Annotated in this window: 11 protein-coding genes; 3 read left to right on the top strand and 8 right to left on the bottom strand. The window is 68.4% G+C overall.

The window, feature by feature from the left end; genetic code table 11:
- Positions 1 to 2: 2 nt before the first annotated feature.
- The 6 genes from AC07V5_RS22740 to AC07V5_RS22715 form a co-directional block, all read right to left on the bottom strand.
- Entirely contained in the window at positions 3 to 959 is a 957-nt protein-coding gene (locus AC07V5_RS22740) for a WxcM-like domain-containing protein (protein ID WP_495117982.1), read from the bottom strand.
- Positions 960 to 1125: 166 nt separating this feature from the next.
- Positions 1126 to 2541, bottom strand: coding sequence for a TolC family protein (locus AC07V5_RS22735; RefSeq protein ID WP_495117981.1), 1416 nt, complete (start codon positions 2539 to 2541; stop codon positions 1126 to 1128).
- Positions 2542 to 2608: 67 nt separating this feature from the next.
- Positions 2609 to 3808: an HlyD family type I secretion periplasmic adaptor subunit gene (locus AC07V5_RS22730; protein ID WP_495117980.1), complete on the bottom strand. Its 1200-nt coding sequence runs from the start codon at positions 3806 to 3808 to the stop codon at positions 2609 to 2611.
- Positions 3805 to 6177 (bottom strand): type I secretion system permease/ATPase, encoded by a 2373-nt coding sequence (locus AC07V5_RS22725; protein ID WP_495117979.1) that lies wholly within the window; start codon positions 6175 to 6177, stop codon positions 3805 to 3807. The genes AC07V5_RS22730 and AC07V5_RS22725 overlap by 4 nt, the downstream gene beginning before the upstream one ends.
- Positions 6178 to 8037 carry an O-linked N-acetylglucosamine transferase, SPINDLY family protein gene (locus tag AC07V5_RS22720; RefSeq protein ID WP_495117978.1) on the bottom strand — a complete coding sequence of 620 codons (1860 nt, stop codon included), beginning with the start codon at positions 8035 to 8037 and terminating at the stop codon, positions 6178 to 6180.
- A gap of 125 nt (positions 8038 to 8162) precedes the next feature.
- Positions 8163 to 8672 carry a DUF1993 domain-containing protein gene (locus tag AC07V5_RS22715; RefSeq protein ID WP_495117977.1) on the bottom strand — a complete coding sequence of 170 codons (510 nt, stop codon included), beginning with the start codon at positions 8670 to 8672 and terminating at the stop codon, positions 8163 to 8165.
- Between the two features lie 161 nt (positions 8673 to 8833).
- Between AC07V5_RS22715 and AC07V5_RS22710 the strand changes: the two genes are divergently transcribed.
- From AC07V5_RS22710 to AC07V5_RS22700, 3 genes are read left to right on the top strand one after another with little or no spacing between them, the layout of a single operon-like run.
- The gene (locus AC07V5_RS22710; RefSeq protein ID WP_495117976.1) at positions 8834 to 9841 is read left to right on the top strand and encodes a D-2-hydroxyacid dehydrogenase family protein; all 1008 of its coding nucleotides are present in this window, start codon (positions 8834 to 8836) and stop codon (positions 9839 to 9841) included.
- 21 nt (positions 9842 to 9862) lie between these two features.
- Positions 9863 to 10414 carry a chromate transporter gene (locus AC07V5_RS22705; protein ID WP_495117975.1) on the top strand — a complete coding sequence of 184 codons (552 nt, stop codon included), beginning with the start codon at positions 9863 to 9865 and terminating at the stop codon, positions 10412 to 10414.
- Positions 10411 to 10953 carry a chromate transporter gene (locus AC07V5_RS22700; RefSeq protein ID WP_495117974.1) on the top strand — a complete coding sequence of 181 codons (543 nt, stop codon included), beginning with the start codon at positions 10411 to 10413 and terminating at the stop codon, positions 10951 to 10953. The genes AC07V5_RS22705 and AC07V5_RS22700 overlap by 4 nt, the downstream gene beginning before the upstream one ends.
- Before the next feature lie 4 nt (positions 10954 to 10957).
- On the opposite strand, the gene AC07V5_RS22695 is transcribed toward AC07V5_RS22700, so the two are convergent.
- On the bottom strand, positions 10958 to 11419 hold the full coding sequence (locus AC07V5_RS22695) for a hypothetical protein (protein WP_495117973.1): 462 nt from the start codon (positions 11417 to 11419) through the stop codon (positions 10958 to 10960).
- A gap of 102 nt (positions 11420 to 11521) precedes the next feature.
- Positions 11522 to 12154 carry a uracil phosphoribosyltransferase gene (gene upp, locus AC07V5_RS22690; RefSeq protein ID WP_495117972.1) on the bottom strand — a complete coding sequence of 211 codons (633 nt, stop codon included), beginning with the start codon at positions 12152 to 12154 and terminating at the stop codon, positions 11522 to 11524.
- Positions 12155 to 12162 lie beyond the last annotated feature (8 nt).

The following is a 12162-nucleotide window of genomic DNA, read 5'->3' as shown; positions in this document are numbered from 1 at the left end:
CGTCAAACAGGTGTCTTGCCGACTGCGGCAAGGAAGTCGTCGTAGTTGCGGATGTAGTCGTCCGCGTCGTAGGTGTCCGAGGCCAGCACCAGCAGCACGGCGTCGGCCGAGAAACGGTACTGGATGCCCCAGACCATGGGCGGGATGTGCAGGCCGACCTTGGCGCTGTCCAGCCGCAGCTCGTCGCGGTTCTCGCCGTCGTCCAGCACGATGGTGCAACTGCCCTTCACGCAGACGAGGAACTGGTGGCAGGCCTTGTGGGCGTGCTCGCCGCGCACTTCCTCGCTGGGGGCGTCGTAGACGAGGAAGAAGCGCTCGGGTGTGAACGGCAGGTGCGTGCCGATCTCGCCGAAGCTCAGCGCCCCGCGCAGGTCGACGATCTTGGGCAGGGCATGCAGCTTGGCGCCCCGCGCCTTCAGCGCCGGCAGGTTCGACCCCAGCCGCTGGGCGGAGATGGCGGGGCCGTCGACCTTGACTTCGGGCGTGTCCACATAGCCCGTGATGCGGGCCGGGTTGCCGGCGACGATGGCGCGCGGCGGCACGTCGCGCGTGACGACGGCGCCGTCAGTCACCAGCGCACCCGGGCCGATGGTCAGGCCGGGCTGGATAGTGGCGTTGGCGCCGATGCTGGCGCCGGCGCGCACGCGGGTCTTCAGGAATTCGGCGGGCTTCTGGCGGCTGCGCGGAGCGGGGTCGTTGCTGAAGGCGGCGTTGGCGCCGACGAAGACGTCGTCCTCCAGCGTGATGCCGTCCCAGACGTAGACGCCGCACTTGACGGTGACCCGGTCCCCAACGACGACGTCGTTCTCGATGAAGACGTGGTCGCAGACGTTGCAGTCGGCCCCGATGCGGGCGCCGGGCAGAACGTGGGCGAAGGCCCAGATGCGCGTGCGCGGCCCAATCTGCGTGGATTCGACCAGGGCGTGCGAATGCACGAAAGCGCCGCTGCCATCCGTCATCGATTCATCTCCCAAGCTTGGACGTTTCAGTATCTCTCGGCCATCGCGGGCCGAGCGCCGGGCCGCTCCCAAGCCGGCCCGCCCTGGCGATGTGCTTGCCGGTCAATCCGGCAAGCATCGCCGTCCCCTCGGGGGACCGGCCAAGGCACGCCTTGGACGAGGGGCTTCATCTCAGCGGGGTGGCGACGCCGCGGCCCATGCTCCAGATCAGCGCGACGACCTGCTGCGCATCGAACATCGCGTTCACATGAGCCACGCGCATGGAGTAGTAGTCGCCCTCGGCGGCCATCACGTCGAACAGCGAGCGGCGGCCGAGCTGCTGCCACTGCTGCAGCGTGGATGCGCGCACGCGGTCGCTGTTGCGCAGGATCTCGACGATGCGCCGGGCGCGGTCCAGTGTCGATGTGCCCACCTCATGCATTTCCAGCAGCCGGTAGCGCTTGGCCTCGATGGCCTCGTCGCGCTGCAGCACGGTGGCGCGGTAGCGCTGCACGGCAGCACTCGCCTGAGCATGGGCGCCGGGCTGCAGGATGGGGATGGTGACGGACACGCCGGCACCGATGTCGGTCGAACGGTCGCTCGGGCCGCCGCCGGAGCGCAGCATGGCGCTGGCGCTGCCGGTGAGGTTGACGCTGGGCTTCTGGCCGGCGATGACCGACTCGGCAAAGCTGCGCTGCGAGCGTGCCTGGGCCTCGGCCTGCGCAACGTCAGCGCCGAGCAGGATGTCGCTCTGCATCTGATCCAGGTCGGGCATCAGCGAGAGCGCTGCCGTCATGCCGATGCTGGCCGGCAGAGGCTCGCCCACCATGCGCTTCATGCGCACTTCGGTCTGGCGCAGGGCAGACATCGTCTGCTCCAGCGACAGGTCGGCCTGCTGCAAACTCTTCTGCGCCTGCACCAGCTCGCTGGCGCGGCCGCGGTCGGCCTTGGTGATGATCTCCAGCGCGTCGACCAGGCAGGCCATCTTGCGCACGTACTGCGTGTAGACCTGGCCCTGCAGCACGTAGCGGCTGCGGTCCAGCGCCAGCGAGACGACGCTCAGCGACAACTGCTCCTCGGCGCTGCGCTGGCCCTGGGCGGCCACTTCGGCCAGCTCCTTGCGCCAGTCGGTCAGCTTGGCGATGCGGCCGGAATCCCACAGCGGCATGCCGGCGGAAAGCGTGGCGCCGAGCTGGCCGCCGTTGCCCACGGTGACACCGCCGACGTTCTGGCGCACGCCGTTGGCGGCAATGCTCAGCGTCGCGGTCGGCAGGGCCAGGGCCTTGGTTTCGTCGAGGTCGAAGCGAGCTGCCTCGGTCATCAGGCGCACGGCACCCAGGGCCTTGCTGCGCGAGAGCGTCTTGTCGATCAGGATCTGCAGCGCGGCGCGCGGATCGCCGTTGTTGGTTTCCAGCGCCGACATGTCTCGGCCCAGGCGCGACAGGCCGGCGTCGTCCTCGTTGCAGCGCCCCTGCGATGCGGGCGCCTCTGCCGCGGGTGCAGGCGGTGGCGCAGCGGTCTTGGGCGGGCGCGCCTGCGCAAGCGCGAGCGGGCCGAAGGCGGCGAGGCCGAGGACGAGGAGATGGCGGAGCGGGTACAGCATGGCCCCGTCACTAGACCATCCAGCCCCCTACCCCAAAGCCCGGAAAAGCGGGCTGCGGCAGGCGCAGTTACCTCTCGCGCAGGGCTTCCTGTGACTTCATCATCGGCCGCAGCAGATAGCTCAGCACGGAGCGTTCGCCCGTCTTGATTTCGACGACCGAGGTCATGCCGGGGATGACGGGCAGCTTCTCGCCCTTGTACTTGAGGTTGTTGCGCTCGGCGGTGATGATGACGCGGTAGTGGCCCTCACCGCTCTTGTCGCCCTCGGTGACGGCATCCGGCCCCATGTAGGTGACCTTGCCCTCCAGGCCGCCGTAGGTGTTGAAGTCATAGCCAGCCAGCTTGACCTCGGCCGTCTGGCCCAGGCGCACGAAGCCGATGTCCTTGGGCTTGATCTTGGCCTCCACCAGCACCTTGGGGCCGATGGGTGCGATCTCCAGGATGGGCGCGCCGCTGCCGATGACACCACCGATGGTGCCGGCCTTGATGCTCTTGACGACGCCATGCACGGGCGACTTGAGCACCGTGCGGCTCAGCGCGTCCTGGCGCACCACCATCTGCTCGTCGAGCTGGGACATCTCGCTCTGCACGCGCACCAGCTCCTGGCTGGCTTCCTGGCGGTAGCGCGACAGCCGCTCGGCCCGCTGCTGCTGAATCTCATTGACCTGGCGGTTCAACCGCATCACTTCCACATCGCTCATCAGCCCGCTCTTGGACATGTCCTGCGCGAGCTTGAGCTCCTTGGAGATCATGCCGAGGCTGCGGTTGATGGCGCCCACCGCTTCGTCCAGCAGGCGCTTGCGGGCCTCGAAGGATTCGGCCTCGCCCTGCACGTAGCGGGCCTTGGGATCGACGTCGGCCGGCCACTGCACGCTGGCGCGGCCGTTGGCTTCAGCCGTCAGCCGCGCGGCCGCAGCTTTGAGCGACAGCAGCTTGGCCTGGCCTTCGTTCTGCTGGGCCTCCACACGGGTCGGGTCCAGCGAAGCCAGCTCCTCGCCGATCTGCACTTCCTGGCCCTCGCGCACCTTCAGCTCGCGCAGGATGCCGGCGTCGAGACTGGCGATGACCTGCTCGCGCCCGTCGGGCACGATGCGGCCGTCGCTGCGGGTGATCTCGTCCACCTTGGCCAGGGCTGACCAGGTGATGGCCACGGCGACGACGGCGCACAGCAGATACAGCGCCCAGGTGGCGCGCGGCAGCGGCTCGTCGATGTGCGCGGCGTGGATGGCGCTGACGAAGACGCCTTCCTCCTTGGTCAGGCTGCTCATACCGAGGCGGAACGCTGAACAGGCTGCGCGGAGGGATGCATGTGCACGCCTTCGGCGCTCGCGGCACCCGCCGAGGCCGGGCGCACGCCGGACAGCGCCGCCAGCACCTGGTCACGCGGGCCGTCCATGACGACGCGGCCGCCGTCGACGACGGCGATGCGCTGCACCAGTTCCAGCACGGCCGGGCGGTGGGTCACGACGACGAGGGTGGCCGTGCCGGCTGCATCACGCAGCTGGCGCAGGAAGGCCATTTCGCTCTGCGCATCCATGGAGCTGGTGGGCTCATCCATCAACAGGATCTGCGGCTTGGTGACGAGGGCACGCGCCAGGGCCACGAGCTGGCGCTGGCCGCCGGACAGCAGCTGCCCCATCTCGCCCACCGGCAGATCCCAGCCCATCGGGTGGCCGGCAACCACGCGGTCCAGGCCCGTGAGCTTGGCGACCTCGACGAGGCGGCTGGCGTCCAGATGGGACCGGCCCATCAGCACGTTGTCGCGCAGCGTGCCGAGGAAGAGGCGCGGCTCCTGGCTGACGAAGCCGACGCGGGCGCGGTACTCGGCCGGGTCGATCTGGCGCAGGTCGATACCGTCGACCTCGACCATGCCCTCGGTCGGCAGGTACAGGCCGCCGAGCATGCGCAGGATGGTGGACTTGCCACTGCCGATGCGACCCAGGATGGCGACGCGCTCGCCGGCCTCCATACGCATGGTGACGTTGCGCAGCACCTTGGGCGCGGCGGCTTCGGCCGAGGTCTGCGCGTGGGAGGTGGCTGCGGCCGGGTAGGAGAAACCGATGTCGTGCAGGCCGACCTTGCCGCTCACGTTGGCCAGCGGAACGTAGTTGCGCGTGCTGTCGCGCTCGACCGGCGCACTCATCATCTGGTTGAGCGCCATCATGGCTGCGCGCGCGCCCTGGTAGCGGGTTGCCAGGCTCACGAGGCTGCCCAGCGGCGCAATGGCACGGCTGGCGAACATGACCGAACCGATCAGCGCGCCGGCGGTGATGACGCCGTCATGGATCAGGTAGACGCCCCAGACCAGCAGGATCAGGTTGACCGCCTGTTGCAGCGTGCTGGACAGGTTCATGCTCCAGCTCGACAGCGCGCGCGAGGTCAGCGCGGTTTCGGCAACGATGGCGGTCGTGCGCTCGTAGCGGCGCAGGAAGCGGCCCTCGGCGCCCGAGGTCTTCAGGTCTTCCAGGCCTTCGAGGGACTCGACCAGCGTGCCGTGCAGGTCGGCGGTTTCCTGCATGTTGGTGCGCATCGCTCGGCGCAGCGCGCCCTGGATGGCCCAAGACAAGCCCATGATGACCGGCACGGCCAGCACCAGTACCCAGCCCAGCGGCCCGCCGATGACGAAGGTCATGCCGATGAAGATGACCAGGAAGGGCAGGTCCGACAGCGCCGACAGCGTGGCACCGGTGAAGAACTCGCGCACCATTTCCACCTGGCCCAGGTAGGCGGCGTAGGCGCCGGCCGAGGCGGGTTTGTGCTCCATGCGCACGCCCAGCGTCTGGCGGTAGAGCTTGGCGCCGATGACGAGGTCGGCCTTGCGGCCGGCGAGGTCGATGAGGTGGGAGCGCAGCTGGCGCGCGAACAGGTCGAACAGCAGCGCCACGCCGGCGCCGACGGCCAGCGTCCACAGCGTGACCATGGCTTGGTGCGGGATGACCTTGTCGTAGATGACCGACGTGACCAAGCCCGACACCAGCATCAGCACGTTGGACAGCAGGGCCGCCAGCATGGAGGCACGGTAGTAGGGCGTGAAGCGCTTGAGCGTGCCCCACAGCCAGTGCGAGGACAGGCCCTGGTCGCCGAACTTGAGCAAGGAGGATTCCGGGCTCTTGCCCGGGGCCGATTCGATCGGCGACACGGCCAGCATGAAGCCGCTGTACTCGGGCTCCAGCTCGGCCGTCGTGGCCGGCACGGCCGCCGCCTCGGGGCCGGGGAAGACGACCTCGTAGCGGCAGGCGCCGGGGGCCGCAGCAGCGGGATCCTCCAGGCGGCGCACCAGCACGCAGGCATCGCCGCCATTGAGCAGCAGCACGGCCGGCAGCAGCAGGCCGTTGATGTCGTCGATGGTCTTGCGCAGCAGGCCGGCGTTGTAGCCCGCCTCGCGCATGACGCGGATGGCGGAGTCCGGTGTCAGCAGCCCCTCCACCGGCGCACCGGCGCGCAGCGAATCGGGCGAGCGGGGCTTGCCGTGGTGGCCAGTCAGCCAGGACAGCGCCTGCAGCAGCGGGTCACCGGCGGGCTGGTTGCTCAGGCTCTCCAGCGGGTCGGCCGGCGGCGCCGGCTCGCCGTTGGCGGCCAGGCGCAGGCCCGGCGCCTGCGGCTGCCCGTCGAAGAAGGGATCGTGCTGACGTGACATTTAGGTTTTGGCGCGGGCCTCGAGGGCCAGCCGCTCGAACTCACGCTCTATATCGCGCACGATGGCCGGAATGTCAAACAACGGCGAGCTGTGGCCATGCTCGGCAAGGTAACGCTTGTAGGACGCCGCACGGGCCGGCTGGTTGCCGATCTGCACGGCGCGCTGCTCGTATTCCTCGATCGTCGTCGTGATGAGGTCGGGCAGGCCCACGGCCGTCAGCAAGCTGCCGGCCATGCGGGAGATGTAGGTCTTGCCGGAGCGCGTCAGGATGGGGGTGCCCATCCACAGGCAGTCGCTGGCCGTGGTGCCGGCGTTGTAGGGGAAGGTGTCCAGGAACAGGTCGGCGAGCTGGAAACGGGCCAGGTAGTCGGCCGGTTGGGCGCGCCCGGCGAAGACGAGGCGCTCGGGGGCGATGCCCTCCTCCACCGCCACGCGCAGCAGGTTGGCCTTGGCGAAGGGGTTGTCGGCCAGCAGCCACAGCACGCTCTTGGGCACCTGGCGCAGCACGCGCATCCAGCAGCGCCAGACCTGCTCGCTCATCTTGTGGTTGTTGTTGAAGGCGCAGAAGACGAAACCGTCCTCCGGCAGCCCGGCCTCGGTGCGCGTGGGCGGGGCGCTGGCCACGCGCTTGCGGTCGCTGACCTGGTAGCTGTGCGGCAGGTAGATCGGCTTCTCGGTGTGATACGGCAGCGCTTCAGGCGGCATCACGAAGCGATCGGCCAGGATCCAGTCCACGCCGGGAATGGCCGAGGTGGCTGGCAGGCCCAGGTAGCTCACCTGCACCGGCGCACCGCGGTAGGCCAGGATGCCGGCACGGGCGCCGCTGGTCAGGCCCTGCAGGTCGACGAGGACGTCGATGCCGGCCTCGGCAATCAGCTCGGCGGCGCGGCGGTCGGCCACGCCGTGCAGCGGGGTGTAGCTGTCCATCGCACCCTTGATACGGGCGCGCAGCGGCGTGCCGTCTTCACGGCTCCAGCTGAAGGCGTGGACTTCGAACTTGCTCTTGTCGTGCAGTTCGTAGAGCTCGGCCGTCAGCAGGCCGACGGCGTGCATGTGCAGGTCGCCCGACAAATAGCCGATCTTGATCTTGCCCTCGCGCTTGCGGCCCTTGTGCAGCGGTGGCTCGCTGACCTTGACGACCTTCTCCAGCACGAAGCGCTGGGCGGTCAGAAGTTGCAGGGCCGGGTCGTCGCTTTCGTCCAGCATGCCGAGCAGCGAGGTGCTCATCAGCAGATGGTTGTGCGTGACGTCGCCAAAGGTTTGGTAGACCGGCCAGGCGCATTGCTTCTGGCGGATGTGCACGTAGTGCTGGGCAACGTCGCTCTGGCGCGGGTCGATCTCCAGCGAGCGGCGCATCAGCGCCTCGGACTCGTCATAGCGCTTGAGCTGCTCCAGCAGCCGCGCGGCGTTGTTGAAGGCGTGCAAGCGCAGGCTCTGCGGCTCCGCACCCAGGCTTTCGGGGTTTTCGTTCTCGTAGACGGTGTGCCACTCGGCCAGCGCCTCTTCCTCGCGGCCCTGGTGTTCCAGCTGATGGCCGAGGTTCAGGCGTGCCTGGGCGAAGTTGGGAGCCAGGCCCAGGGCCAGGCGGTAGACCGTCTCGGCCTCGGTCGGGCGGCGCAGCTCGCCGAGGATGGCACCCCAGTTGAAGCAGGCCACATGACGCAGCGGCGAGGCCGTGGCGGCCACCCAGCTTTGATAGAGCAGCGCCGCGGCGTCCAGGGCGCCAGCAGCCTGCAGGCGCGAGGCGGCTTCCATGACCTGCGGCAGCGGCCACTGGCCGCTTCGGGCCAAGCTCAGCCATTGCTCGACGAGAGCAAGGCCTTGATTGCCTTCAGGCTGGGCGGCGGGGGGCGTCGACATGTCCATGCGGCAGGCGGCTTGAGCGGATGTTCTCCTGATTTTCAAGCCGCGCCGGGGGATCTGGGCGGGGGAATAGGCAGCGCTTTGCGCAGCATTTCCCGCCCGGGGCACCTCAAACTGGGGAATCAGCCGCCCAGATAGTCGTTCTTGCCCAGCGGCACGCCGGCATGGCGCAACAAGGCGTAAGTGGTTGTCGCGTGGAAATAGAAGTTCGGCAGCGCGAAATGGCGCAGATAGGTCGAGCCGTCGAACTTCAGCGGGTCGCCGGTGCGGCGCGGGATGGTGATCTCGCGGCCTTCACTGCCGTCGATGGCGTCGGCCGGCACGGACAGCACGTAGTCGCGCGTCTTCTTGATGCGTTCGATCAGGTCGTCCAGCGAGGCTTCGTTGTCCTCGAACTTGGGGGCGTCCTGGCCGGAAAGGCGAGCCACGCAGCCCTTGGATGCATCGCTGGCGATCTGGATCTGCTTGGTGAAGGGCAGCATGTCGGGCGACAGGCGCAGCGTCAGGTAGACGTCGGTCGAGAACTTCCTGGCCTCGGCGTGGGCCTTGGCGGCCTCTAGCCAGTTGAGCATGTTGCCCAGCATCTTGGCGAAGACGGGGGCGCTTGCGGCGTGCATGGAAAGAGTAGTCATCGGGTTGTCTCCATTGAGGGAAACCGATGGTAGCCAGCAGGGCGTGAGCCCGTGTCACCCCGGGGCACAATGCCCTAAAACCTGAAGCCTTCCCACGCTCGCGTTCGCTGCCTTTTTGCGGCGGCCTCGGTGCCCACCGGGAGCCCGAGCGGGCCTCGCACATGAACGTCATCATCCTCGACGACTATCAAGACGCCGTGCGCAAGCTGCGCTGCGCGGCCAAGCTGGAGCCGCTGAACGCCAAGGTGTTCACGAACACGGTCAAGGGCATCGGCCAGTTGTCCGTGCGACTGCGCGACGCCGAGGTGCTGGTGCTGGTGCGCGAGCGCACCGCCTTCCCGCGCCAGCTGCTGGAAAAGCTGCCCAAGCTCAAGCTCATCTCCCAGACTGGCCGCGTCGGCAGCCACATCGACGTGGAAGCCTGCACGCGGCTGGGCATCGCGGTGGCCGAGGGCGTGGGCAGCCCGGTGGCGCCGGCCGAGCTGACCTGGGCGCTGATCATGGCCTCCATGCGCCGGCTGCCGCAGTACATCGGCAACCTCAAGCACGGCGCCTGGCAGCAGGCCGGGCTGAAGGCGGCCTCCATGCCGGCCAATTTCGGCCTGGGGCTGGTGCTGCGCGGCAAGACGCTGGGCATCTGGGGCTACGGCAAGATCGGCCAACTCGTGGCCGGCTACGGCCGCGCCTTCGGCATGAAGGTCATGGTGTGGGGCAGCGAGGCCTCGCGCCTGAAGGCCGAGGCCGATGGCTACCAGGCCGCCCCCAGCCGCGAGGCTTTCTTCGGCGAGGCCGACGTGCTGTCGGTGCATCTGCGCCTGTGCGATGCCACGCGGGGCATCGTCACGCCCGAGGACCTCGCCAACATGAGGCCGACGGCGCTGTTTGTGAACACCTCGCGCGCCGAGCTCGTCACCGAAGGCGCCCTGGTGTCGGCGCTGAACCGCGGCCGCCCCGGCATGGCTGCCATCGACGTCTTCGAGACCGAGCCCATCCTGCAGGGCCACCCGCTGCTGCGGCTGGAGAACGCCGTTTGCACGCCGCACATCGGCTATGTCGAGCAGGACAGCTACGAGATCTACTTCGACGCTGCCTTCGACAACGTGCTGAACTTCATCAAGGCGCAGCCGACGAACATCGTCAACCCTGAAGCGCTCAAGGTGCATCGCTGAAGGCCCTGCGCTGAAGTTGCCGTGCTGAACCGTCCGGAGTCCCTCACTCACCTGTTCGTGGCGTTCACGCGGCTGGCGCTGCAGGGATTCGGCGGCGTGCTCGCCGTGGCCCAGCGCGAGCTGGTCGAGCGGCTGAACTGGATGACGAAGGAAGAGTTCGTCGAGACGCTGGCCATTGCCCAGGTGCTGCCCGGGCCCAACGTGGTCAACCTGTCGCTGATGGTGGGCGACCGATTCTTCGGCACCCGTGGCGCCATGGCGGCGCTGGCGGGCATGCTGTCGGTACCGGCAGTCATCGTGCTGGCCCTGGCCGCCGCCTATGGCCAGTTGTCCCAACACCCGATGGCCGTCAATGCGCTGCGCGGCATGGGCGCCGTGTCGGCCGGCCTCATCCTGGCCACCGGCATCAAGCTGCTGCCCGCGCTCAAGAAGAACCCCATGGGCCGCTCGACAGCCATGGGCCTCGCGCTGGCGGCCCTGCTCCTCATCGGCGTGCTGCGCTGGCCTCTTGTCGCTGTGTTGGCGCTGGTGGGCGGCGCGGGCATGGTCTTGGCCTGGCGCAAACTGAAATGAACGTGCCCGTCGACTTCGGCAGCCTGTTCCTGCACTTCCTCGTGCTGTCGCCGATGTCCATCGGCGGCGCGATCACGACGGTGCCCGAGATGCACCGCTTCCTCGTCGTCCAGACCGGATGGCTCAGCGAGACCGAGTTCACGACGTCCATCGCGCTGGCGCAGGCGGCGCCGGGGCCGAACATCCTGTTCGTCGCCGTGCTGGGCTGGAACGTGGCCGGGCTGGCGGGCGCGGCGGTGGCCATGGCGGGCATCATGTTGCCGTCGACGCTGCTGACGCTGAGCGCGACGCGCTGGGCCCGCGCCAACCGCGAGCACATCGCCGTGCGCGCGTTCTCGGCCGGCATGATGCCGCTGACGCTGGGACTGATCATCGCGACCGGCTGGCTGTTGGCACTGCCCTTCCTGCGCGCCGACGAGCACCGCTGGGGCACGCTGGCGCTGATCGCCGTCACCGTGCTGCTAACGCTGAAGACGAGGCTGGGCCTCGTCTGGATGGTGCTGGCAGGGGGTGTGCTCGGCGCGCTGGGCTTCGTGTGAAAGCTCAGACGCCGATGGCGGCCTGCACCGTCGCCGAACGCTTGCTGACAGGTGCCGTGCCCAGCGTCACCTGGGCGTAGACCTCGTCGGAACGCGGCATGAAGACGGGGGTGTTGATGTCGGCCATGCCAACCTTCTGCAGGCCGGCGTCCTCGTCCAGCCGGGAGGTCTCGATGGCGCGCTTCTCGGAAAAGTTGATGTTGCCCGCGGCCTGCACGGTGATCGTGCGATAAGCGCGCGGGATGCCGCCGCTGATCCACAGGAAGCTGCTGATCAGGTCGTCGGCACCGGTGTCGCCGGAAGGCAGGTTGTCGGCGGCGAGGTCTTCACCCATGAGCTGGATCTCCAGCCGGTAGGTGCGGCCGACGTCGCTGGCGTCGAAGGTCATCGTGCCAGCGACTGTCACGTCGCGCTTGTCGTTGCTGGTGGCGCCGAGGGTGACGGTGGGGGTGGAGAGCGTGGCCATGGTGGGCTCCTTGGGTCTGCGTGGATGGCAGCCAGGATTGGCTGCCTGCACGTACAGACGCAGGGGCGTGGCCTCAGGGATCACGGCCGAGGCCGTGAATCTTTACCCTTCCTTGGTCCCGAAGATCTTGTCGCCCGCATCACCCAGGCCCGGGATGATGTAGCCGACCTCGTTGAGGTGGCTGTCGATGGCGGCCGTCCAGCAGCGCACGTCGGGGTGGGCCGTGTTCAGCGCCTTCACGCCTTCCGGCGCGGCTACCAGCACCAGCGCGCGGATGTCCTTGCAGCCGCGTGCCTTCAGCAGGTCGACGGTGGCGATCATGCTGCCGGCCGTGGCCAGCATCGGGTCGATGATGAGTGCCGTGCGGGCTTCGAGGTCGCCGACGAACTTGTCGAAGTAGTTCACCGGCTTGAGCGTCTCGTGGTCACGCGCCAGGCCGACGACCGAGACCTTGGCGTTGGGCAGGATGTCCAGCACGCCGTCCAGCATGCCCAGGCCCGCACGCAGGATGGGCACGACCGTGACCTTGCGGCCGGCGATCTGGTCGACCTCGGCCTCGCCGCTCCAGCATTCGATGGTCACCTTCTCCAGCGGGAAGTCCTCGGTCGCCTCGTAGGTGAGCAGCCGCGCCACCTCACCGGTCAGCTCGCGGAACTTCTTCGTCGAGATGCCGGCCTCGCGCATCAGGCCGATCTTGTGTTTGACGAGAGGGTGCTTGACTTCGATGACGGCCATGGCGGGCT

The sequence above is a fragment of the Roseateles sp. GW821-FHT02E12 genome (assembly GCF_059421665.1).
The sequence above is the reverse complement of the archived record's forward strand: the minus strand, read 5'-3'. Positions and strand labels throughout refer to the sequence as shown.

What these genes read in the sequence shown, in the direction of transcription:
- AC07V5_RS22740 (WP_495117982.1), bottom strand. Translation starts at nt 959, where the DNA reads ATGACGGATGGCAGCGGCGCTTTCGTGCATTCGCACGCCCTGGTCGAA.
- AC07V5_RS22735 (WP_495117981.1), bottom strand. Translation starts at nt 2,541, where the DNA reads ATGCTGTACCCGCTCCGCCATCTCCTCGTCCTCGGCCTCGCCGCCTTC.
- AC07V5_RS22730 (WP_495117980.1), bottom strand. Translation starts at nt 3,808, where the DNA reads ATGAGCAGCCTGACCAAGGAGGAAGGCGTCTTCGTCAGCGCCATCCAC.
- AC07V5_RS22725 (WP_495117979.1), bottom strand. Translation starts at nt 6,177, where the DNA reads ATGTCACGTCAGCACGATCCCTTCTTCGACGGGCAGCCGCAGGCGCCG.
- AC07V5_RS22720 (WP_495117978.1), bottom strand. Translation starts at nt 8,037, where the DNA reads ATGTCGACGCCCCCCGCCGCCCAGCCTGAAGGCAATCAAGGCCTTGCT.
- AC07V5_RS22715 (WP_495117977.1), bottom strand. Translation starts at nt 8,672, where the DNA reads ATGACTACTCTTTCCATGCACGCCGCAAGCGCCCCCGTCTTCGCCAAG.
- AC07V5_RS22710 (WP_495117976.1), top strand. Translation starts at nt 8,834, where the DNA reads ATGAACGTCATCATCCTCGACGACTATCAAGACGCCGTGCGCAAGCTG.
- AC07V5_RS22700 (WP_495117974.1), top strand. Translation starts at nt 10,411, where the DNA reads ATGAACGTGCCCGTCGACTTCGGCAGCCTGTTCCTGCACTTCCTCGTG.
- AC07V5_RS22695 (WP_495117973.1), bottom strand. Translation starts at nt 11,419, where the DNA reads ATGGCCACGCTCTCCACCCCCACCGTCACCCTCGGCGCCACCAGCAAC.
- upp (WP_495117972.1), bottom strand. Translation starts at nt 12,154, where the DNA reads ATGGCCGTCATCGAAGTCAAGCACCCTCTCGTCAAACACAAGATCGGC.